The 25133-nt window shown below is 28.5% G+C and carries 22 protein-coding genes; 14 read left to right on the top strand and 8 right to left on the bottom strand.

The features are described from left to right. Positions 1-116 precede the first annotated feature (116 nt). From yidC to ECAJ_RS01510, 7 genes are all read left to right on the top strand, one after another. Positions 117-1856, top strand: a complete 1740-nt coding sequence (gene yidC / locus ECAJ_RS01540) for a membrane protein insertase YidC (RefSeq protein ID WP_011304418.1) — start codon at positions 117-119, stop codon at positions 1854-1856. 1 nt (position 1857) lies between these two features. Continuing rightward, positions 1858-2304: a 6,7-dimethyl-8-ribityllumazine synthase gene (locus ECAJ_RS01535; RefSeq protein WP_011304417.1), complete on the top strand. Its 447-nt coding sequence runs from the start codon at positions 1858-1860 to the stop codon at positions 2302-2304. Between the two features lie 4 nt (positions 2305-2308). Beyond that, positions 2309-2839 (top strand): transcription antitermination protein NusB, encoded by a 531-nt coding sequence (locus tag ECAJ_RS01530; protein ID WP_044261961.1) that lies wholly within the window; start codon positions 2309-2311, stop codon positions 2837-2839. A 254-nt stretch (positions 2840-3093) separates the two neighbouring features. Further along, positions 3094-5946: an excinuclease ABC subunit UvrA gene (gene uvrA / locus ECAJ_RS01525; RefSeq protein WP_011304415.1), complete on the top strand. Its 2853-nt coding sequence runs from the start codon at positions 3094-3096 to the stop codon at positions 5944-5946. 335 nt (positions 5947-6281) lie between these two features. Beyond that, a complete protein-coding gene (ndhC, locus tag ECAJ_RS01520) occupies positions 6282-6653 on the top strand; it encodes an NADH-quinone oxidoreductase subunit A (RefSeq protein WP_011304414.1) in 372 nt (123 codons plus the stop codon). 5 nt (positions 6654-6658) lie between these two features. Further along, entirely contained in the window at positions 6659-7201 is a 543-nt protein-coding gene (locus ECAJ_RS01515; RefSeq protein WP_102574884.1) for a NuoB/complex I 20 kDa subunit family protein, read from the top strand. Between the two features lie 314 nt (positions 7202-7515). Further along, positions 7516-8094 carry an NADH-quinone oxidoreductase subunit C gene (locus tag ECAJ_RS01510; protein WP_011304412.1) on the top strand — a complete coding sequence of 193 codons (579 nt, stop codon included), beginning with the start codon at positions 7516-7518 and terminating at the stop codon, positions 8092-8094. A gap of 490 nt (positions 8095-8584) precedes the next feature. Here ECAJ_RS01510 and ccmE read toward each other — a convergent pair whose 3' ends face one another. The 5 genes from ccmE to leuS all read right to left on the bottom strand — a co-directional run bounded on the left by ccmE (position 8585) and on the right by leuS (position 15037). Then, positions 8585-8986 carry a cytochrome c maturation protein CcmE gene (ccmE, locus tag ECAJ_RS01505; RefSeq protein WP_011304411.1) on the bottom strand — a complete coding sequence of 134 codons (402 nt, stop codon included), beginning with the start codon at positions 8984-8986 and terminating at the stop codon, positions 8585-8587. Positions 8987-9100: 114 nt separating this feature from the next. Continuing rightward, positions 9101-9871: a 5'/3'-nucleotidase SurE gene (gene surE / locus ECAJ_RS01500; RefSeq protein WP_011304410.1), complete on the bottom strand. Its 771-nt coding sequence runs from the start codon at positions 9869-9871 to the stop codon at positions 9101-9103. Positions 9872-10207: 336 nt separating this feature from the next. Next, a complete protein-coding gene (gene pyrF / locus ECAJ_RS01495) occupies positions 10208-10894 on the bottom strand; it encodes an orotidine-5'-phosphate decarboxylase (protein WP_011304409.1) in 687 nt (228 codons plus the stop codon). A 261-nt stretch (positions 10895-11155) separates the two neighbouring features. Next, positions 11156-11938 (bottom strand): TatD family hydrolase, encoded by a 783-nt coding sequence (locus ECAJ_RS01490; RefSeq protein ID WP_011304408.1) that lies wholly within the window; start codon positions 11936-11938, stop codon positions 11156-11158. A gap of 609 nt (positions 11939-12547) precedes the next feature. Further along, entirely contained in the window at positions 12548-15037 is a 2490-nt protein-coding gene (leuS, locus tag ECAJ_RS01485) for a leucine--tRNA ligase (protein WP_011304407.1), read from the bottom strand. A gap of 492 nt (positions 15038-15529) precedes the next feature. On the opposite strand from leuS, the gene ECAJ_RS01480 reads away from it, so the two are divergent. From ECAJ_RS01480 to thiC, 4 genes are all read left to right on the top strand, one after another. Next, a complete protein-coding gene (locus tag ECAJ_RS01480; RefSeq protein ID WP_011304406.1) occupies positions 15530-15856 on the top strand; it encodes a helix-turn-helix domain-containing protein in 327 nt (108 codons plus the stop codon). An 88-nt stretch (positions 15857-15944) separates the two neighbouring features. Continuing rightward, the gene (gene rpoZ / locus ECAJ_RS01475; protein ID WP_011304405.1) at positions 15945-16361 is read left to right on the top strand and encodes a DNA-directed RNA polymerase subunit omega; all 417 of its coding nucleotides are present in this window, start codon (positions 15945-15947) and stop codon (positions 16359-16361) included. Positions 16362-16449: 88 nt separating this feature from the next. Continuing rightward, positions 16450-17064, top strand: a complete 615-nt coding sequence (locus ECAJ_RS01470; RefSeq protein ID WP_011304404.1) for a Smr/MutS family protein — start codon at positions 16450-16452, stop codon at positions 17062-17064. A 169-nt stretch (positions 17065-17233) separates the two neighbouring features. Continuing rightward, on the top strand, positions 17234-18901 hold the full coding sequence (thiC, locus tag ECAJ_RS01465; RefSeq protein WP_044261959.1) for a phosphomethylpyrimidine synthase ThiC: 1668 nt from the start codon (positions 17234-17236) through the stop codon (positions 18899-18901). A 1083-nt stretch (positions 18902-19984) separates the two neighbouring features. Here the strand turns inward: thiC and coaE are convergent. Continuing rightward, a complete protein-coding gene (gene coaE, locus ECAJ_RS01460) occupies positions 19985-20587 on the bottom strand; it encodes a dephospho-CoA kinase (RefSeq protein WP_011304402.1) in 603 nt (200 codons plus the stop codon). A gap of 230 nt (positions 20588-20817) precedes the next feature. Here coaE and ECAJ_RS01455 point away from each other — a divergent pair, with 230 nt between their 5' ends. The 3 genes from ECAJ_RS01455 to ECAJ_RS01445 all read left to right on the top strand — a co-directional run bounded on the left by ECAJ_RS01455 (position 20818) and on the right by ECAJ_RS01445 (position 23535). Next, on the top strand, positions 20818-21414 hold the full coding sequence (locus ECAJ_RS01455) for an L-threonylcarbamoyladenylate synthase (protein ID WP_011304401.1): 597 nt from the start codon (positions 20818-20820) through the stop codon (positions 21412-21414). Between the two features lie 604 nt (positions 21415-22018). Beyond that, complete coding sequence (locus ECAJ_RS01450) at positions 22019-22909, top strand: AAA family ATPase (protein WP_011304400.1); 891 nt, start codon at positions 22019-22021, stop codon at positions 22907-22909. 341 nt (positions 22910-23250) lie between these two features. Next, positions 23251-23535 (top strand): HU family DNA-binding protein, encoded by a 285-nt coding sequence (locus tag ECAJ_RS01445; RefSeq protein WP_011304399.1) that lies wholly within the window; start codon positions 23251-23253, stop codon positions 23533-23535. Here the strand turns inward: ECAJ_RS01445 and ECAJ_RS01440 are convergent. Together ECAJ_RS01440 and ECAJ_RS01435 are read right to left on the bottom strand one after the other, a co-directional pair. After that, complete coding sequence (locus tag ECAJ_RS01440) at positions 23532-24248, bottom strand: pyridoxine 5'-phosphate synthase (protein WP_011304398.1); 717 nt, start codon at positions 24246-24248, stop codon at positions 23532-23534. The two genes, ECAJ_RS01445 and ECAJ_RS01440, sit on opposite strands and share 4 nt — an antisense overlap. A 61-nt stretch (positions 24249-24309) precedes the next feature. Next, positions 24310-24870: an adenylyltransferase/cytidyltransferase family protein gene (locus ECAJ_RS01435; protein ID WP_231243064.1), complete on the bottom strand. Its 561-nt coding sequence runs from the start codon at positions 24868-24870 to the stop codon at positions 24310-24312. Positions 24871-25133: the final 263 nt, after the last annotated feature.

Raw genomic sequence — 25133 nt, 5'->3', positions numbered from 1 at the left:
ACAATATTTCTCAATAACTTATGCCAATATATAGTTAACTTTATATTACATTGCCTTATTGATTTAAACAGCGCTATATGCTAAACTAAACCCTATTAAGATGCTCGTTAGGCAATATGGTAGAAGTTCGTAATTTAATATTAGCTGTTATTTTATCTGTGTTAATTATGACTGGGTGGAGGTTTATATACGATAAATTTTTCACTACACAACACATTATAGAAGACAATACAAATTCTGATACTATGATTCCAGAAATTGATGATAGTTTCACACACAAGACACGTGCTGAAATCATAGGAAGTAATACTGATATAAGGCTGAATCTGTCCAATAAAAAAATACATGGGTCAATATCATTAAAAGGTGCACAGTTTGACGATCTAATATTTAAAAACTATCATGTTACACCAGATAGCAATTCCGATGGTATAATATTATTATCACCAGAAGAAACAGAAGGAGTATATTTCATTGAATTTGGATGGATAGATCCTCAACATAAAATTACTTTACCTAATCACTCCTCAATTTGGAACTCAGATCAACCAACTTTATCACCAAATAATCCAGCAACTTTAACATGGGATAATAAGGAAGGCATTATCTTTAAAATTAGAATAACACTAGACAACGATTACATGTTCAAAATAGAACAAATGGTTACAAACAATACTAACTCCATAGTAAATTTAATCCCATATGGTAGAATTAATAGATCTAAACATACTACAGAAAAATCTTATTGGATATCACATGAAGGAGCTGTAGGAAGTTTCAGTAATACACTTAAAGAATGGACATATAAAACAATCACAAAAGAGAAAAACATAAGAATCCAATCACAAGACAGAAATGATGATCAGAATCAATGGATTGGGATTGGTGATAAATATTGGTTTACAGCATTAATACCAAATGTCTTACAAAAAAGTAAAGTCAACTTTCATGTTAAGCATGCTAAACATAACAGTGAAGACCGTTTTCAGGTAGATTTTAGTCATGATAATTACATTGCACATCCAAACAAAACAGTCACCAGTACTAGCTATTTATTTGCTGGAGCTAAAGAATTAAAATTATTAGATAAATATAAAGATAACCTAAACATTGCGTTATTCGATAAAGCAGTAGATTTTGGGGTTTTATATTTCATTACTAAACCTGTTTTCCTGCTATTAGAATACTTTTACGATGCTATAGGAAACTTTGGACTTGCTATATTATTATTAACGGTAGTAATAAAGCTAATAATGTTTCCTTTATCATATAAAGCATATGTTTCTATGCTAAAACTAAAATATTTACAACCAGACATCTTAAAAATAAAAGAGTTACATAAAAATGATAATGATAAAATGAGCAAAGAAATATCTGCTATTTTTAAAAAAAACAATGTCAATCCTATGTCCGGATTCGTTCCAATACTGATACAAATACCAGTATTTTTCGCACTGTATAAAGTATTGTTCGTTACAATTGAAATGAGACATGCTCCATTTTATTTATGGATAAAAGATCTATCAAGCTTTGATACTGCAAATGTATTAACAATGTTTGGACTATTAAAATTCAATGTTCCAATATGCATTGGAATTTTGCCAGTTATATTAGGAATAACCATGGTAATTCAACAAAAGCTAAATAATAGTAATTCTTTAAATCAAGATAAAGTTCAAGCAAATTTCATGAAGTTTTTACCATATATTTTTATATTCATCTTTTCATCATTCCCAGCAGGATTAATTATTTACTGGATATGTAGCAATTCAATTACTATAATTCAACAGTTAATAATAAAGCAATATGCAAGTAAAAAATTTAATTTTCAGAAAGTAGTAAAACAGGAGAGTTAATATGTCTAATGAGTATAACATACTAATAGTAGTATCACAATTTTATCCTGAAATAACAAATCTCTTACTAGATGGAGCAGTAGATCAACTAAAAAAATACTCAAAACCTGTAAAACATGATGTAGTATATGTTCCAGGTTCTTTTGAAATACCAGCAGCTATAGTATTTGCAATAATGAGTGACAAATATAAATATGATGGATACATTGCTTTAGGCTGTGTTATAAAAGGAGAAACAGATCATTATTATTATGTTTGCAAAGGGGTAGCAGGGTCTCTTAGTGAAATCGCGGCTAATCATGCTGTTCCTATGGGTTTTGGAGTTATTACAGCTGAAAATTTAGAACTAGCAATGGTAAGAGCAGACATGCATAAAAAAAATGTTGGTGGAAATGCTGCTAAAGCTGCATTAACTATGATTGAGCTACACAATAAATTTTTAAGTTAACATTATGAAAGATAACATATGCTATCAGCCATTGTGGCATTCAAAAAAAACAACAACTAGGTTTCTTGCCATACAAGGAACTTATTCCATGATATTTAATAATTATACTATAAATGACATTGATAACCTGATAGATTACTTATATGAAATGAAAGAAGTGTTAGATTTAATACAAATAGATAATCAACTGTTAATCAAAATCATGAACACAATGTTGTTAACTTTTAATACGATTAACTCAACTATTGCAACATTTTTAAACGAGAAATGGTCTATAGACCGCATAAATTTAATCAGTCTTTCAATTATTAAAACTGCAGTTTGTGAATTAATTTGTTCTAACACAGATGCAGTAATCATTATAAATGAATACGTTAATATAGCGAGTCATATACTAGAAAAAACAGAAGTTAATTTTATTAATGCAATACTAAACCAAGTAAAACTTACAGCACGTCTTACATTTGATAATGACATCAATAATTTCCATCACGTAGAACAATCAGAAAATTCCGCTGTCTTCAATAATACATAACATCTGATAACATAAAAGAATACCAATAACAGAGTATAATAACATCTGATATATGCACAATGTAAGTGTAACCAGTACAAAAGTATACATCAAATACATTATTGTACTAAGATTAAATTTAAAAATTCCTCAACAAAATTACAAACAAAAAAATAAATTTTACAATTTTTAAAATTAATTGGAAAATTACTTATCTTAATATATTATTAACACTCCTATGTCTTCACTTAATAGTTAATATGGTAAACTAAAATATGGCTAATTTTATTAGTATACGCAATGCCAAGGAACACAACCTACGGAACATAAACATAGATCTTCCAAAAAATAAATTAATTGTAATAACAGGAGTCAGCGGGTCTGGAAAATCTAGCCTTGCATTTGATACAATATATGCAGAAGGGCAACGTAGATATGTAGAAAGTTTATCATCTTATGCACGTCAATTTTTAGATTTATGTACAAAACCAGATGTAGAATCAATTACAGGACTTTCTCCAACTATTGCAATCAGTCAAAAATTTTCATCTAAAAATTCAAGGTCAACTGTATCAACTATTACAGAAATTTATGACTACCTAAGAATTATGTATTCTAATATAGGAATTCCGTATTCTCCAACTACAGGATTACCCATAACAAAGCAATCACTTGCTCAGATAGTAGAAACTATATTTAAATTACCATTAGGTACAAAAATTTCAATTTTAGGAATACTAATAAGGGGGAAAAAAGGAGAGCATATTAAAGAAATATATGATCTAAAAAAACAACATTATAAACTATTAAAAATAAATAACATCACTTATGACATAAATAACATACCATCGCTAGACAGAAATAAATGTCATGATATTCATGTAGTTGTAAATCAAATATTAGTATCAGAAGATTCTATTGAAAAGATCACTGAAAATATAAAAACTGCTTTAAACATAGGTAATGGTATTATTCAAATAGAAATACTTGATTTGCCAGAAGAATGTAAAAGTGAAACATATCATAAAAATCAGATACTAGTTTTTTCAGAAAATTTTGCATGTCCTGAAACAGGTTTTAGTATAGAAGAAATAGAACCAAGATTATTTTCATTTAATACATCATATGGATCATGCAAAGCTTGTAGTGGAATAGGTAAAAAATACAATATTGACCAAAACCTAGTTATAAATGATAATTTGTCAATTTTAGAAGGAGCAATACACCCAATAGGTCCAATTGATATAAAAGTTCTACATCACAAAGCTAAATCTCAATTTAGTTATTATTACGCAAGCATTATCTTATCCCTTTCAAAATATTACAATGTTGATTTAACAAAACCATGGAAAGAGCTAGATAAGAATATTAAAGATATAATTTTATTCGGTAGCAAAACACAAACATCTACAAATTACCAAAAAAATAAGCCATTTGAAGGCATTATGAATATTCTCAATAACAAAGAAGATATAGCCATAGAAAAATTAGCTGAACAATACTTATCCATCAATACATGCAGCGAATGTCAAGGGTTTAGATTAAGACCAGAAGCATTATCAGTAAAAATTGATAACAAGCACATTGGAGAATTCACAAAATTATCCGTTGTAGAAGCAATATCATGGTGTAAAGCACTTCCATCTAAGCTAAATGAAAAACAAAAGCATATTGCATATAAATTACTAGAAGAAATAATAAAAAGATTAACATTCTTAAAAAATGTTGGGTTAGGTTATCTTACACTTGACCGTGAATCAGCAACATTATCTGGAGGAGAAAGCCAAAGAATAAAATTAGCATCACAAATTGGATCCGGACTAACAGGAATAATTTATGTGTTAGATGAACCTTCAATTGGGTTACACCAACGTGATAATACACTGTTAATTAATACTCTTAAAACATTACGTGATATAGGAAATACAGTAATTGTTGTAGAACATGATGAAGAGACAATTACAAATGCAGATTATGTAGTAGATATAGGACCAGAAGCAGGACAAAATGGAGGTTACATAATTGCACACGGTACTCCAAAAGAAATCATGGAAAATAATAACAGTATCACTGGTCAATACCTTAGCAATAAGAAGACGATACCTAACTTTAAAAAGCAGAAAACTTTTAATAAATGGATAGAAATTATTGGAGCTCATGAAAACAACTTACAGAACATCAATGTAAAAATTCCTCTCAATGCTTTTACTTGTATTACAGGAGTATCTGGAAGTGGTAAATCAAGTTTAATAAATGATACTCTATATAAATATGCAATCAATAAATTAAACAACGCAAACTGTAGTTATGGGAAATGTATATCTATATCAGGATTAGAACATATAGATAAAGTAATTGAAATAGATCAAACACCAATTGGTAGAACTCCTCTATCAAATTCAGCAACCTATACAGGTTTATTCCTACATATAAGATCATGGTTCGCAGGATTACCACTATCTAAAGCACGAGGATATACTATTAGTAGATTCTCATTCAATACCAAAGGAGGAAGATGTGAAGCATGTAAAGGAGATGGATATGTAAAAATCGAAATGCATTTTTTACCTGATGTACATGTTAAGTGTGAACAGTGTAAAGGGTTACGTTATAACAAAGAAACACTAGAAGTAACTCATCAAGGTAAATCCATAGCTGATGTACTAAACATGACAGTTGACCAAGCACATGAATTCTTCATAGATATACCACTAATTAAAGAAAAATTAGATTCTTTACGAAGTGTAGGAATGGGCTATATCAAAATCGGTCAAACCTCTAATACATTATCAGGTGGCGAAGCACAAAGAATAAAATTATCAAGAGAATTATCGAAACGTTCTACAGGAAAAACATTATATATTTTAGATGAACCAACCACAGGATTGCATTTTGCAGATATAGACAATCTATTACATGTACTACACAAATTACGTGACATGGGCAATACAATAATAGTGATAGAACACAATTTACATGTTATCAAAACAGCTGAATATATAATAGACATAGGACCCAATGGAGGAGAGGATGGTGGGAGAGTAGTAGCTAGTGGCACCTCTCAAGAGATAGCAAAGAATCCAAACAGTATAACTGGGCAATATTTAAAACATTATTTAAATATGTAATCAAACTTATACATTATTTATATAAATTTAATATACTCCATCTTTGAATATTTATTAAATCTGATAAATTAATCTCTAATATATTGATAGTTATAACTATATATCAATCTATTAAACATAGTTATGAAAAAACTGATAAATAACTCCACTATTCCAATATAGAAAATAAAATATACAATAAAATCAGCTATTTTACCTTTTTTATACTAATTATACATTATACTTTATCTATAATTAGTGATATGATTAAAAAGTAAAGGGTGTGTAATATATGTTAATAAATTGACATAAAGTTAAAACTCTGTAAGTATTTAATTATTCACTAAAGTATATATATGACACAAATGCTTAATATTGCAGAATATGTTCCGGTTTTAATCTTCTTAGCAGTTGCAGGTTTTATATCATTTCTTTTTGCTGTTTTACCAATGCTTTTAGCTAAGTGTAATCCAGATTTAGAGAAACTCTCTCCTTATGAATGCGGATTTGCACCACTTGGAAGTTCAAGAAAAATTTTTGATGTTCGGTTTTATTTAGTTGCAATATTATTCATTATATTTGACTTAGAAATAGCATTTTTATTCCCATGGTCCATTTGCCTTTCAGATATAGGAGTAAATGGCTTTTGGTCTATGATGATTTTCCTAGCTATACTGACAGTAGGGTTTATATATGAGTGGAGTAAAGGTGCGCTGGAATGGGAGTAATAAATATGACAAACAATTCTGTTTTAAATAATCAATTCTGGCAAAGTTATAACCATCAAGGTTTTATGGTAACGCAGTTTTCTGATTTAATAGACTATATATCAAACTGGGCAAGATCAAATTCTTTATGGCCTATGACATTTGGATTAGCATGTTGCGCTGTAGAAATGATGCACACTGCAGCAAGTAGATATGATCTAGATAGATATGGTATTATGTTCCGTGCAAGTCCTAGGCAAGCAGATGTAATGATTGTTGCTGGAACATTAACCAACAAAATGGCTCCTGCATTACGAAAAGTATATGACCAGATGACTGAACCACGCTATGTTATTTCAATGGGTAGTTGTGCTAATGGTGGTGGGTATTATCATTATTCATATTCAGTAGTTAGAGGTTGTGATCGTATAGTGCCAGTAGATATTTATGTACCAGGCTGCCCACCAACAGCAGAAGCATTATTATATGGAATATTGTGTCTTCAACAAAAAATCAATAGAGGAAGTATTTCTATCAATCGAAAGTCTAAAAGTAACACTAACAAATAAGTCCATTATTCTAAAGTAAGTAATAAATACACTAATCCTTTATATGAAAACATATCACTCATACATACTTACACTAATACTAAATAAGACTTATACCATAACAAAAACATGAAGAATATTTTACACTTCTCTATTCCAAAATAAATATTATAACTTTAATTTAATAAACTGTGTTATTTACATTTCTATTGAAAAAAACACATAAGTTATACTAACAAAATATACTAATACTTAAATATAGAAAAATTAATGTAATACCTTAATTCAGAAAAATAATGTATAGTAAAAGAAAAAAAGATTAAAAGGGGTACATGATGTCAGATAACAATAATGCAATAGATAATATCATTGCACATATCAACACATCCATAAATGTAAAGTGCACTATAAAAGACAGCATAAATTTAGAGTTAAATTCAAATGTAAATGACATTTACAGTCATATTTTGTTTTTACGTAATGATACAAAATGTAAATTTCATATATTAATTGATATTTTTGCAATAGATTATCCAAGCAGGCCAGCTAGATTTGAAGTAGTTTATTCATTACTAAGTATAATCAATAATATAAGAATATTCTGCAAAGTACCTCTACAAGAAAATGAGAGCATTCCATCTATCACTAACCTGTTCAGCGCTGCGGGATGGTTTGAAAGAGAAGTATTTGACATGTATGGAATAATATTTGCTAATAATCCAGATTTACGAAGAATCTTAACAGATTACGGTTTCTCTGGTCATCCAATGTTAAAGGACTTTCCTCTAACTGGTTATAAAGAAGTACGGTATGACATATTAAAAAAAGAAGTAACATATGAAGCTGTAAATCTACAGCAAGACTTTCGGTCTTTTGATTTCCTATCCCCATGGAAAGAAGTAAGTAATGAATAAAAATACCCACCATAATATTGTAAACATCTAAAAAAAGAGTACATAAAGCTTTACGCATATGACAACCTTATAATGAAGTATACCTCACTAATTTTTTCATATAAAATTCTAAGATATTTAGATTATTTTGGATACAGAAGCAAATTTGATTGCATCACAATATAGAAGAACTAAATAATGAATAAAATTTATTATATCGAGAATATTGTACATACTGAAAAAAAAGAAAAGTACATAAAACTGTAAACCTTACAAAAAGACTTTAAGAATTAAACTCTTCTATAACATAGCATTAAGTGATAAATAGAATACTATTGCCAATTAACCACAAAAATTATATTAAAATATTACTTATAGATTTTTCCAACAACAATTGCAAATTACATAATTCACCAAATAAAACTGATAGTACTTAAACAATTACTAAAAAATCACTGATTTTAATATAAATACTATAGCATAATTAATTCTTGATTTTATGTCTGATAATTCATTTTGCTCTATATTTACCAGGTTTATAATTTTCATCATGCTTAGCTAAAATCTCATTCGCATTAAATTCACCGTTAACCATCTTACCTTTTGCTACTACCCAACTACCTTCCGAAAACAAAGGAGGTAGTATTCCTTGATATACTACTTTAATTTGACTTTCTAGATCTGTTATAAAGAAAGAAATCAAGTTATCATATCTTTTCAGACTACCACTTATTACCATACCACCTATTCTAATATCATTGCTACTAACATTAATACTACCTGATAAAACTTCAGTTGGAGTAAAAAAAAATGATATATTACTTCTCAGCTTATTCAGTACAATAACAACAGACGAACCAAATATAATAAACGTCACAATAATAAAAAGCAATCTCTTATGTTTTCTTTTCATATTTCCGATCAATACTCTCTAGAATTTTTTTGCTTTTACTATAATCAAAAATTACAAAACAACTTAATCCAATCAATAAACCAATACTTACAGTATAAGCAAAAACCAAGAACATCATATCGTACAGTCCTTATAAAGTGCAATTAAAGATTCTAACGCATCAAAATCTGTCATATCAAGCTTTAGTGGTGTAATTGTAATATAACCATCATCTATTGCCTTAATACTATCATCAGAGTAACCCCTATTACCTTTATCAGGTGCAATTCTATGTACTGTATAAGATATACTACCACTAACATTTCTTTTCTTTTCTATTTTATTAGATGGAATATACTCCCCTTGACTTGTAAATTTAATACCCTTTGCTGGAACTAAAGGAAAGTTCACATTCATTATAGTAGACTTATTCCAAAAAGGAACTTCCAATAACATATTTATAATCTTTTTTAAGAATTTCTGTGGATTTATCCAATTTATTTCTCCATGCTTACCATCGTATTCTTGACTTATAGCAATTGATGGAATATTCATCATAGCACCTTCCGCTGCAGCACCTATTGTACCAGAGTATCCTATATCATTTCCAACATTAATCCCGCTATTTATACCAGATAAAACCAAATCTGGTTTCTTACCAGTAATCTCTCTCAATCCAAGAAAAGCACTAGTAGATGGAGTACTGTTAACAATAAACTCAGTGTCACCTATTTGGTATACATCAGTTGCAGTTTTTACACCTATTGATCTTCCATAACCACTACAGTTGCTTGCTGGAGCAGCGATCCATACTTCTGATGCAATACCAGATTCTATTATTATTTCTTTCAGAACTTTAATACCAGTTGCATGGAATCCATCATCATTAGTCAATAATACCTTCATAATATATCTATTCCATCATAATTAAACAGGTCGTAACATAATATATAGCTTTTAAATACATAACAACAACTATCATTATATATCTAATACATACTAATATAACAAGACAGTAGTATACAAAAAACATTAATAGTTTGATAACAAAATATTCATAAAAGCATTATTACCAACTTTTAACTAAATTTAATCTTATATGTACTACTTTAATTAATAAATCAAACTTATTCTTATACATTAATTACCTAAAATCCAGCAAAATTTTATTAGTTCATAACATCTCAATAATAACAATTCCTAACCTTTTATAACTTAACATTTACAATTTCTAACATCATTTTATAAATTAATTGAAGATAAAATTGCATCAACTGTTTGTATAGGATCACTACTCATAGTAATTGGACGACCAATTACTAAATAATCTGCACCAGCTAGAATCGCATCTTTGGGATTTTTCACTCTCTTTTGATCACTATAATCATCTTCAAATCTTATACCAGGAACTACAAGTTTAAAATCTTTGCCACACTGATTACGTACTTCCTGTACCTCAAAAGCAGAACAAACTATGCCATATAATCCAATTTCTTGAGCCACTTTAGACAACAGCATTACATGTTGAATAGATGATCTATCAATACCGATGTCTTTTAAATCAGAATCATCAATACTTGTTAACACAGTGACACCTATTAATTTTATCATACTACCAAATATACTATCTATAGCACTTAGCATCATATCTCTACCACCACTAATATGAATAGTAAGCATAGCAATATTTAAAGATTTAATCACTGATATAGCCTTACCAACAGTATTAGGAATATCATGTAATTTTAAGTCAAGAAATATTGGAATACCACAATCAGAGACTGCTTGCACACCAGATAACCCATGTGCAGTAAAAAATTCCAATCCTAATTTTACCATTGATATTTTACCATAAAGCATTTTTGTCAACCGCAATGCATGATTAATATCATAAGTGTCTAAAGCACAAATAATTGGATTACACCACATAAATTTCCTTAAAAAATATTTTTTAGTATTACCTTCAATATTAAGCTAATCTTTAATAATTTAATTAATACTAACTATATTACCTTATATACAATATAAGAAATAAAAATCTAAACATAACTTAAAAATAAATACAGCACCTTACAAAGTTCACATTATCCATAAACAATATAAAAATCCTATCAATATTTAAGGTCTCCTTAAAAATCTTACTATATAATTATTTCGATATACATTCCTACTACTCAAATATACAAACAATTACGAGTGAAAATGTGCTGAGCATTTTTTAAACAGCCTAAAAAAATTATTCGTAGTTAAATTACTAATTTCTTCAATATCCATATCCCATAACTTGGCTAAATACTCAACAACAAATTTTGTTCTAGATGGTTCATTCTTTTGTCCACGATAAGGTTCAGGAGATAAAAATGGAGAATCAGTTTCTACTAAAACCATATCTTTAGGCACAAATCCAGCTACTTCCTGAACAATTTTAGCATTCTTAAAAGTCACTATTCCTGAAAAAGATATATATAACCCTAATTCTATTGCCTTAATTGCTAATTCACGTGATGACGCAAAACAATGCATCAGACCCAAGAATGGACTTTCTCTCATTTCTGATTCTAAAATTTCTATCATCCTTTCATCCGCACTTCTTGAATGAATTATCACAGGTAACCTAGTCTCCCTAGATGCATTAATATGAGCTAAGAAATTCCGTTCTTGCTCTCCTATATCACTACATTTATAAAAATCTAAACCAGTTTCACCTAATCCAATCACCTTACTATGTTGAGCTAAAGTTACTAATTCATCAACTGAAACAGATTCTCCATTTGCACTATTAGTAGGATGTACACCAACTGAAAGATAAACTTGCTTATAACTTTCTGCAATGCTTACTAAGTTTGAGAATTCAGACATGGTAGTACAGACAGTTTGCATCAATTTTACATTATTTTCTTCTGCACGTAGTACTATACCCTTTATTTCATCCGGATTAAAATAATTTAAGTGACAATGTGAATCTACTATCATATATACTTACAATAACTTAAAAAATATTTTAGATATTAAAAACCATCTAACAAGCTCATAATAATACATAAGATTAATTTATAGCCATCAAAATGTTACAAAAGCTCTCATTATAAACAGACAACCAAGCACTCACAACCACTTGTGTAGAATCATACACAACAGAACTAATTTCTTTTACAAATAATCATTCATACATCAACTGACACAGTAACTAAAATTCTAGTTATGAGACTTAGAATTTCACAAAACATACATTAACCAACCACACAACTAAATAAGTTACCACTAATTTTAGAAATATTATAAGTCCAATACTCTCAATAAAACATTCTAAAGAACTAACAAAAAGATCAGTAATCTCTCATAATTTCTTCAACGTAAAAGCTACTCTATAAAATGTAGCTATCATCACAACAATATTTATAACAATACTTACTATATGCTTCTGATACACATCCTCTATAAGTTGCTTTCCTATCTTTACTGATTCTCAAGTTATAAATTTATTTAAGCTAACTGTTATCAATATAAATTATCAACAATTTTTTAAACAAAACATTCTACAAAAAAACTAACACATACTATCAATAACTAACATCTATTCTTTTAACTTAGTTTTTCAATAACAATATTAACTGCCCGTTTTGGAATAATATATACATTCTTTACCACACTGTTACCTATTTTATTTTTAGCCATCTCTAAAGCCATAGATTTCAGTTGATCATTATCAATATTGTTAGCAACTGTTAATGTCCTAATAAACTTACCATTGACTTGAACAGCAATATTAACATTTCTTTCAATAAGTAATTCTGTATCCGCTTTAGGCCACATCTGATTCCACAACATATCTTTACCTCCTATATTTTCCCACAATTTCTCAGCTATATGTGGAATAAAAGGTTCTATCACTCTAATTAAAATACATATTGCTTCACTAACTACATCAGAGTTTACTGAAGTTCTTATCATTTCACTCAGAATATTGCTTAACTCCCTAAACTTAGCAACAGCACAATTTAAACGACAAAACTCTAAATCACTTGTAATATCACTTACAATTTTATGCACACACCTTCTATATTTAATAGCATCTTCTGGTATATCTTCCACATTAAAATTTAAGTTAATTTGATCATAAGAAACTATCATCCGCCATAATTTACTAAGATACTTACTTGCACCTTCTATACCATCATCCAACCATTCTATATCACGGTCAGGAGGAGTGTCAGACAGTATGAACAATCTTGCTGTATCTGCCCCATATTTATCAATAATATATTCAAGGTTTACTACATTTTTTTTGGATTTACTCATTTTTTCTGCTCTACCAACATTTACATGCTGACCTTCTTCCATCATTTTCCTTGCTTCTTCAGGAAATAAGTAGTTACCTTGTGCATCTGAATAAGTAGCATGACAAACCATGCCTTGTGTTATTAGACTAGAGAAAGGTTCTTTTACATTAAAATATCCACATTTAGTTAATGCCCTACAAAAAAATCTGGAATACAATAAATGCAGTACTGCATGTTCTATTCCACCAATATAATAATCTACAGGCAATAACATGTTACATGTATCTTTATCTATTCCACTACTAGTTCCACAAAACGCAGCAAAATACCAAGAAGATTCAAAAAAAGTATCAAAAGTATCTGTTTCACGTTCAGCATCCATACCACAAGATGGACATTTTACATACTTCCAAGTAGGATGATTATCCAGAGGATTACCAGATTTTGTAAAATCAACATCTTGAGGTAAAGTGACTGGCAAGTCTTTCCTACTGACAGGTACTGTACCACATTTTTCACAATATATTATAGGTATAGGACAACCCCAATAACGCTGCCTAGATATTCCCCAATCATGTATTCTATAATAGGTCATCTTATCCCCTATCCCTAATAATTGCAGTTTTGCAATCATAGCTTCTTTTGCTTCATCTACAGTCATACCATCTAAAAAATCAGAGTTTTTCATGGTACCTGAACCAACATAAGCTTCTTTCCCTAAATCTATATCTATTTCAGGGAAAACTACTTGTTTGATTTGTAGATTATATTTTTTTGCAAATTCAAAATCACGCTGATCATGAGCAGGACATCCAAAAACTGCTCCAGTTGCATAATCCATTAATACAAAATTAACAACATAAACCGGTAAATTCATACACAGAAAAGGATGTTTTACAACTAAGCCAGAATTTATCCCAAATTTTTCTACTGTACTCGATGCATCAGTGATCAAATTGTTCTTATCAAAATCATTGATCTGTTGAATAATATCTGAATCACTAACACATTGTAAAATAGGATGGTCAAAAGATACTGCAATAAATGATGCTCCAAATAGTGTATGAGGACATGTAGTAAAAACCTGTAATGTTTTATTAATATTCAAAATTTCAAAATCTACTACTACACCTTCAGATCTACCAATCCACCTTTCTTGCATAAGTTTTACTTTTTCTGGCCACTTATCCAGTACTTTCAAATCATTTAATAACTCTTCTGCAAAATCAGTAATTTTAAGAAACCACTGCGATAATTTTCTCTTTTCTACTACAGCACCAGAACGCCATCCTTTTCCATCTATCACCTGTTCATTAGCTAGTACAGTCTGATCTATAGGATCCCAATTAACCAATGATTCCTTGCGATAAGCTAAACCACATTTTAAAAAATCAAGAAAAAATGCCTGTTCATGTTTATAATAATCTGCATCACAAGTAGCTAATTCTTTATTCCAATCATAGGACAATCCTATAGATTTCAACTGACATCTCATATTATCAATATTGTTCTTAGTCCAAGTTTGCGGATTTATATTATAAGATAATGCAGCATTCTCTGCTGGTAACCCAAAAGCATCCCATCCTATCGGATGAAAAACATTAATACCACAAGCACGTTTATATCTAGCGATTACATCTCCTATAGTATAATTCCTCAAATGACCCATATGTATGTTACCAGAAGGATAAGGGAACATTTCCAAAACGTAACACTGTGCTTTTTTGACATCAGTATAAAAATTCCATTTTTTTTGTATATCCTGTTCTACTTTTTTGAAATCGTAATGCATGGCATACCATTTAAAATTTTCTTAAGATTAGATTAGCTCTTGTATAGTATTCTACTAGATAATTTAAGCAACACAAATCTATCAATACTAAAAAGACTATGAACAATTTCTTTACTTTAGTACCAAAATTATTAAAATATAGATTTTTTATATTTATAAATTAATCAATGGATAAAAATTCACAAATTATATACTTCATTATCAATAAATTATAAAGTGATTTAATATAATATTTCTAATATTATAAATTGATTTATAAAGCTAAACATTAAAAATAAGAGAATAAGATGAAGGTATAAAAAAGTTATTTCTTTTATATTATAAATTTTATCAAAATATTAATCATATATTTATATAATTGAGTAATATAAATGAAAATATATAAAAAAATGCTTTATATTAATGAACTTTTAAATGATTTAATATGACATTTTTAACATATAAATTAATTTATAAAGATATTTCTATCTTCCTAGATTACGGTATAAGATTATGACAACAATAAGTAACCAAAATGATTATGGAATTAAGTATAAAATACTAAAGTTAATAAAGGACATAACATATAAAAATCACTGGAATCAAGTAACCACTGCAAAAATACTAGGAGTAGATCAACCAAAAATATCACAGATTAGTAATGGTAAAACAGCAGGATTTTCATTAGAAAGGTTACTTATATTTCTGTTACGCCTAAAATGCGAGGTAAATATCACCATCACTATTAATAACTCAGAAATAGCATTGATTAACAAAGACAGCATTACAGAAAATTCACTAGAGTCCATTAATCTTGTAATAGTACAAAAAGGAGATTAATATAAACAAATGCATATATGAATATTGCTCTGTTGCATAATTTTTCATATATGATAAAATAAGTTTTTTATTTATAATTGGTTTGTTAATGGCACGTCTTACAGTTGAAGAATGTATGGGTCGTACTAATAATAAGTTTAAGCTAGTAATACTAGCAAGTCAAAGGGCTCATGACCTAAATTCTGGAGCATGTCCAGTAATAAAGCACAAAAATGGCAAAAATACTGTTATTGCATTAAAAGAGATAGCAGCAAAACAACTAGATGTATCTTCTTTGTTCAACTTGTCAGTACAGAGATGTAGAAAATATATGGAAAAATTTATTAATTCAGATGAACAATGTGTTACTAATAAATCAAAAATTGACATATTTCAACAAAATGCAATAACTAGTAGTTTTAATGAATTAGGAAATAACTCAAACAATCAGGGCAGTAATCTTTTAGGCAGAGATAACTTTTTTTCCACTCCAGAAAATAGAAATACTAGTAATACAGACTCTTAGTAATATTAGTAAAGCTATCCATTATATATGTTGTTACTCTTGGTTTCATAGACTTTTAGTTTTACATATAAGTTAAGAAGTGAGTTATATGCTTAAAAAATCAAAAAGAGAAACGCCAAATAGTTCATCGTGTGATGATATAGTGTCTTGGGATTCTATCACTTTAATTGTTACTCCGATTTACAACAATAAGGTTCCATATAAAAAACATATAGACAATAATCAATATTGTATTTCATCAAACGATAGACATACCAATCATCTTATACCCATACAAACTAACTCTAATATTACATACAATACCGGCATTTCATCTATACAAACTTGCTCTAATAGTACATATGACATCAGTAGTGGTCTAAATCTTAATAATCATACTAAAAAGAAAATTGACAAGGGAAAGTATTACATAGATGCTACACTTGATCTACATGGCTATACATTAGACTCTGCTTATGATAAATTACTAGATTTTATTGTTAAAAATTATAATTTATCAAATAAGTGTCTACTAATCATCACAGGATGGGGAAGTACCAATAAAAATAATAGTAACAGCATAAAAAGCAATTTTAGTAAGTGGTTACAAAATGAACAAATAGCAAAAATAATACTCTACTATAGAGAAGCTATTAACTCACATGGAGGAAAAGGAGCATTTTATGTACTACTAAAAAGTAAAAACAAAAAGCGCAATTTATAAATCTTTAGTAATATAAATCAGAACCACACTATATCAATCTTCAGTTTAAAAAACACATACAAGTTAAGAGTAAGCTAGACTTATATAAAGTTTAAATTTTTACAAATATAGACATTCATATTAAAACAATATATACTACATGATTTTATATAATATTTTTCTAGTAAAAATGAAAGTAGACTTTATTAATACCGTATTTCCTTCTTCAACTAAAGAATACATTCCAGGTACAATTTACAACAATATCAAAGTAGGAATGCGTAAGATCCACTTTAATGATAATACTGAATCAATACTAGTATATGATACTGGTGGATTACATACAGATCAAAACGTTGAAGTTGACATTAACCATGGTATTACAAAGTTAAGGCTCAATTGGATTATAGATAGACAAGACGTAGAATATTATGAGAGGCAACCAGTTTTAAACTCAGAGCATATATTCACATCACAAAGCAATAAAGTTTTAAGAGCAAACAGTACTAAACCAGTAACTCAGATTTTTTACGCAAGAAATAATATTATTACTCCAGAAATGGAATATATAGCAATAAGAGAAAATTCATTAAGACAGAAAATCCTTTCTTATAAACCAACTGTTATGAGCCCAGAAATTACTCCAGAATTTGTACGACAAGAAGTAGCATCTGGTAGAGCAATCATTCCAGCAAATATAAATCATCCTGAATCAGAACCGATGATCATAGGTAAAAATTTCTTAGTAAAAATCAATGCTAACATTGGTAATTCAGTAGTTAGTTCAAATATTGAAGAAGAAGTTCAAAAAATGATCCATGCAATTACATATGGTGCAGACACAGTAATGGATTTATCTACAGGAAATAACATACATGACATCCGAGAATGGATTATTAGAAATAGTCCAGTACCAATAGGAACTGTACCTATATATCAAGCCTTAAATAAGGTAAATGGTGTAGTGGGAGATTTAAATTTTAACGTTTTTAAAGAAACATTAATAGAGCAAGCAGAACAAGGTGTTGATTATTTTACAATACATGCAGGAGTATTAAAAAATTACATCAGCCATACAGATAATAGGCTTACTGGTATTGTATCAAGGGGTGGAGCTATTATGGCACATTGGTGTACCATACATAATAAGGAAAATTTCCTTTATACAAATTTCGAGGAAATATGTGACATTATGAAACGCTATGACATTGCTTTCTCATTAGGAGATGGGTTAAGACCAGGATCAATAGCAGATGCAAATGATACAGCACAATTTTTAGAACTCAAGACATTAGGTGAACTGACAGATATTGCATGGCAACATGATTGTCAAGCTATGATAGAGGGTCCAGGACATGTACCTATGCACCTAATAAAAGAGAATATGGAAAAACAAATTCACTTTTGTAAAGAAGCACCATTTTACACATTAGGTCCACTGACTACAGATATTGCACCAGGTTATGATCACATAACAAGTGCAATAGGTGCAGCAATTACAGGCTGGTATGGGACTTCTATGCTATGTTATGTTACACCAAAAGAACACTTAGGATTACCTAATATTCAAGATGTAAAAGACGGAGTTATTGCATATAAGATAGCAGCACATGCAGCAGACCTAGCAAAAGGAAACCCATCTGCTTATATACGTGATTATGCACTAAGTTACGCAAGGTTTAACTTTAAATGGCACGATCAATTCAACTTATCTCTTGATCCAGAAACAGCAAGATCTTTACACGACGAATCTCTACCATCTGAGCACGCAAAATCTGCTCATTTCTGTTCAATGTGTGGCCCAAAATTTTGCTCAATGAAACTAACACATCATTTAAAAGAACATTCTACTGGATAAATATACAACCAGCTTTGAACTATATTATTAGTTTAACTAATTTATTAATTAACAAATATTTTAGTAGAATTTCTTTTATTGAAAACTACCAAATTTTTACATTCCCATTCAACAGTAATAATAAAGTGCCTTGATCAATTATAATATAAACATACATTTCTTTAATTTTAACAGGATTATATAAAACTCAGTCTTAAATAACATGATCAACCTTACCAAACCATTACCCATAAATTTTCAAATACTTGAAATAAAACCCTACAATACAAGAAAAGTCTTGCTAAATATAGTCACCATATCAGGCTAATACATTTGACCAAAATAAATTAACTGAATAAACATACAACCAGTTTTAAACTATATTATCAATTTTATTAATCTATCGACCAAAACACTAAAAAATACTTTAGAAAAACCTATCAAAAATATAAATTTTTCTCACTTTTATTCAATGGCAAAACAAAGAATAACACTTAACAATAACAAGATATTATTAATAAGCTCACTAAATATAAATGATTTCCGTACACTATCCAAAAACTGCAAAGTCATTAAGACAAAGCCATACTATACAAGAATGGGAAATCTGATTATTTTTCATTATACAAAATTTCCACAAATTAATAAATCAATGAGATTACATACAAGAATTAGCATATACAAATTTTATTTATCAATTAATCATAAAACTGTAAAATCTATACTATAAGTCTTTTCCAGATAAAAATATTATATAATCTAATTGACTTTTGTTATATCAAAAGCTTTATTTATGAACGCAATACATCAACTAAAATTAACACTAGAAAGTACTTTATTTAATAATATATCTGATATTCAAAATGTAAGCTTATATACCCATTATTATTAACTATACTATTGTTCAAATTAAATTCCACATTATATGAACTTCTATATTACATAGCTAAATATTCATGTAAAAAAACACCACCAGTAATCTATATTTACTATATTAATATGTCTTACTATTTAACATATATAACACTTAATATAGCATTACAAAACAATATATAGTAGAAATATCTTTACATAACTTGCTTATACTTCAACTGTAATACTCTTCTAATCCATATTACATTTATTATTCACATTAAGCATGATTTTTTTAATTTGAAATAATATATCTTTCTTACTTAATCCAGTCCTAATAGTAAAATTTGCAAATTTTTTCCTACTACTTTCAGACAACTGCTTGCATCTAATTGATTCAAACTCCTTTATAGACAGACCACGACGTAACACTCTCTGCATTTGCAATAATCTACTTGTTGTTACATGAATAATAAAATCACAACAACTATAAAAATTAGATTCTATTAGTAGAGGAATATCAAGTACTACATATCTCACTGATCTCCTATTATGAAGCATGATAAAATCTTTTTTCTTTTTTAAAACAATAGCATGAATTACTGACTGAAACTCAACCCACAAATGATTATCAGTCAAAAAATGCTGTCTTAAATTGTTTCTATCAACAATTCCATTATCCACAGAATCTGGAAAATACTCACTAACAAGTCTTATAACATCGCTGTCATATTTATACAACTCATGCACAACTTTATCAGCATCAAATATCTTTGCTTTAAAAAACGTGCTAAAATAGCTAGCAACTAAACTTTTACCAGATCCTATTCCACCAGTTAATCCAAAAATCACCATAATTATAAAATTACTTTCACTAAATATATAAATTTATTATTTTTAATCCATAAATTAAGCACAAATTTTCTTCTACAGATAACTAATCAGCTTACTTGCAAATTAACAATGTACAATATTTAAAAAGCTTAATAATCACTAATATATAAAAAACACATTTATATGACACTTTATCATAAAAATCATATACTTAATATTTAACATACAGACAAATCAAAGCTAGACATAAAATGATATTAAAAGCAATACAAGCATTAAATAATAAACACTTAATAGCCTTTCCCACAGAAACTGTATATGCATTAGCTGGAGACGCGTATAGTATTGAAGCAATACAAAAAATATATCAAATAAAAGGCAGATCTTACAATAAACCCTTATCATTACTAGTTGGTAATATTAATAAAATCAAGCAATTTTCTAATCTTACAGATCATGCTATTAAAATAATACAAAAACTTTCTCCAGGACCTATAACCTTTGTATTGCCAATTCATAACTATCACAAATTACCCAGACAATTTTTCAATAACACTATTGGTATAAGGATTCCTAATCACCCAATAGCTTTAGAGATTGTAAATAAAATTGAGAACCCAGTTGTAGGAACAAGTATTAATATTTCTGGACAACCTAGCGTAACTGCTGCACATCAAATTCACGAAACAATAAAAAAACATATTTCAGTAACAATAGAAGACGATAGTTTAGTAAACGGTACTGAATCAACAGTTATTGATTTAACATCATATAAAATATTAAGAGCAGGAGCAGTAGCAGAAAAGAAACTACTGACTATAATACAAAATATTTTACAAATTAGCTGATACCTATCATATAAAATAGTATATTTACATACAAAGTATATTGCAATATAAGTTAGCTAATAATGTAACTAATTACACAGCTAACATATAAATTTATCACATTACACATATTGATATAAACAGGTTTACATACTCTATAAGATAATTTTAGTAAGATAAAAAGCATGTTTTACATACAGACATACTTTGAAATTTCACTTAACCACTAATATAATCATCTCACAAACAACATAATTATATCATACTCTTGTTATCACCTAACAATCACCATAAATAATTTCATATTGAACAAATAAACCCAATACTTGTAATATAAAAAACATGTTTTACACATAATTCGAAAGTTCAGTAAGTAACTAACATTATCATTGCAATGTTAAGACAGCATATCATATTTCTATCATCACATCACTAACAACTACAAACAATTTTATACTTACTAAACAAAATGACTTTAATAAGTTAATATTGTAGAGTAACAAAATCAGTATTTACAAAAAAAAATATCCAAGTCATACTGATCAAACATTGTAACTAAGAATAATTTATTAGTTTGAGGAGTGATGCTACCAAATTTATATTAAAGATATCTCAATTTTTAAATATGAATAAAATTATAGGACATACATTAGCAAAAAATACACTTATAAATAATACCCATATACAATCATGGCTACTCTATGGTAATAAAGGCATTGGCAAAGCAACACTAGCATATAATTTTGCTCAATATCTAACCCAATCACCAAATTCAAATTACTGCAATCCTGATCTCCTAATAATTAATGATAATGAAGAGATAATAGGCATAGAAAAAATTAGAAATATAAAAAACTTCCTCTATTTAACCACAGCAAGATTCAAATACAGAATAGTAATAATAGACAGTATAGATAGCTTAACTATTAATGCTATCAATGCAATGCTTAAAATTCTAGAAGAAACACCAACAAATTCTATCATAATCCTAATTAGCCATAACCTACATGAAGTACCAGTAGTTATAAGATCAAGATGTTTTACATTAGGATTATCAGATCTTAATCCAAAACAAACACAACAAGTAATTAAAAACAATTTTCCACATTTAGATTATGAAAAAGTAAGTCATATTTACCCAGGAACTCCAGGAATGGTAGATCAACACATTGAAAAAGAAATTGCACTACATGAAAGTCTCATATCAATACTTACTCATCAATATGATAGTAAAATAATAGAGAATATAATAACAACTGACATTAGTTTTTATAAAATAGAATACATATTACTTACTATTGTATCAAATTTAGCAAAAGAAATATTAGGTATAACAACAAGCTTAAGTAATTATAATACCCTAGTTGACAATATAAAAAACAAAAAAGTTGATGTTGACAAATTACTATCAAAATTACTTCAAATACAACACTTAATATCTTACGCAAAAAAATTCCAATTAGATAAAAAATCAGTAATGTTAAACTTGGTCAATATTATGATTTATTTAATATAAATTAGAGTCAATTTTTTAAGATCCAGAGACACTAGTATTAAAATTTTGCAATCCAAAACAACATTAGTATACTAAAAACATAGAGGTTAAAAACAAATAAGCATCAAAAGCACTGAAAAAATTGCTTAGTTCCTGTGGTTATAAAAATACTTATTAAATTTTATATTTCTAATAATATAATAATAAAGTCATCAAAAAAATTTACAAAAAGCCTTACTATCTACTTAAAATTGCAGATTAATTAATAATGCTTTAAGTAATAACAATAAATTTAGTTGACTATACAAACTAACCTAATATCCTAAATCTTGTTCAGTTATGTAAAATTAGGAGTTTAAGTTATGAGTAAGGATATGGTAGTGAGAACACTTATGGGAGAGCTAGGACTAACAAAAAAGGTATCAAGCCAAGCTTATGATCTAGTAATGTTAAGTATACAAAATGCATTAGAAAATTCTCATCTAATTAGGTTACACAATGTTGGAACATTACATGTTATTCAATGTGCAGAAAAAAAATATCACAATCCTAAAACTGGAAAATTAGAAACACTAGCCCCTAAAAAAAGAGTAAGGTTCAGATCAAGTAAGAAATTATCAAATGCCATTAACTCTCTAGATAATTAATCTGTACTAGCAATGACCTGTTTCATTTTATAAATGGATTTACCTATACCATGTAGTACAGCTTCACAAATTAAAAAATGCCCTATGTTAAGTGCTGATATATATGGTACTTTTGCTATAGTAGCAGCACTTTGATAATTCAAGCCATGTCCAGCATGGCAGGTTATGTTCTGGTGATGGCAGTGTTCAGCAGCTTTTATTATTTTAGATAGTTCATTTTGTGTAGCGTTATTACAATACTTACCAGTATGTAGTTCCACATTATTTGCATGTAATTTCTTTGCAAGGTCAATTTGAGATATATCAGGCTCAATAAATAATGTAACATCTATATCATAAGAGTGTAATTTCTCAATAAATGATACTAGATAAGAAAAGATACTTCCTACATCTAGGCCACCTTCAGTTGTAAGTTCTTGCCTTTTCTCAGGAACCAGGCAAACACATTTTGGCTTTACTTCTATTGCTATTGACAACATCTCATCAGTTGCAGCAATTTCTAAGTTCAATGGAACCTTTAAACTGCTCTTTAATCTAAAAACATCATCATCCATGATATGCCTGCGATCTTCTCTTAAATGAACAGTTATAAAATCTGCACCATTATTTACCGCTATATTTGCTACTTCAATAATACACGGATAATCAACATTCCTTGCATTGCGCAACGTTGCAATATGATCAATATTAACACCTAAGGCAATACTTGACATAAGAACCTCTCATACGACCTAAGTTAAAATAATATTATATATTACCAATTTGATACAAATACTATATTTTATTTAAAGTATATCCTCTAATTTGAGAAGATGAAACATTACATGGCATTAACCTAACAAGTATCCACCCATATCTACAATTTAATAACAAGTGAAAATCAACACAATACGCATTTCTCATATAACTAACAAAAGGAGTACCTAAGCACCGATATATGTTCTTACTACGTTCAAACACAACAATCGGTAACAGTTTACAAAAAGCTTTCCATCTATACCAATAATGAAAAGAAAAAAGATTGTCATCTCCCATTAACCACACAAATTTAACATTCACAAATTTTTTACATAACCTTGTCACAACATTGTAACTGTAACACTCTGTCACTTTGATAACACGTACTTTTGGATAGCTAGCAACTAATTGCAATGATAAAGTTACTCTATCTTCAATACTATAGCCACCATTAAATTTTAAAGGGTTACGCGATACAACTAACCACCATACACAATCCAAATCTAATCTTTTAATAGCCTCTTGAGTTATATATAAATGACCATAATGTGGAGGGTTAAAAGATCCACCTAATAATCCTATTTTTAACTGTCTCACAACAATAAACTTATTAAAGAACACATAATAATATTCAATTTCATATACTACATAAATAGCAAATTAATGATAATGTAATACTAATAAATCACATTTACGATGACAATAATCTAGTTAATATGAAAACTTTAAATAAAATATCAAAAAATTTATTTCTCAATTACACAATGTAAGCTAGATTTTATTGCTATCAAATTATTAATGAATACATCCTATAATTTTAATATATTTCAACTTAATATAGTATTATATAAAGCATAATA

This window comes from Ehrlichia canis str. Jake (assembly GCF_000012565.1).
Lineage (GTDB): Bacteria > Pseudomonadota > Alphaproteobacteria > Rickettsiales > Anaplasmataceae > Ehrlichia > Ehrlichia canis.
This window is presented reverse-complemented; position numbering and strand designations above follow the sequence as displayed.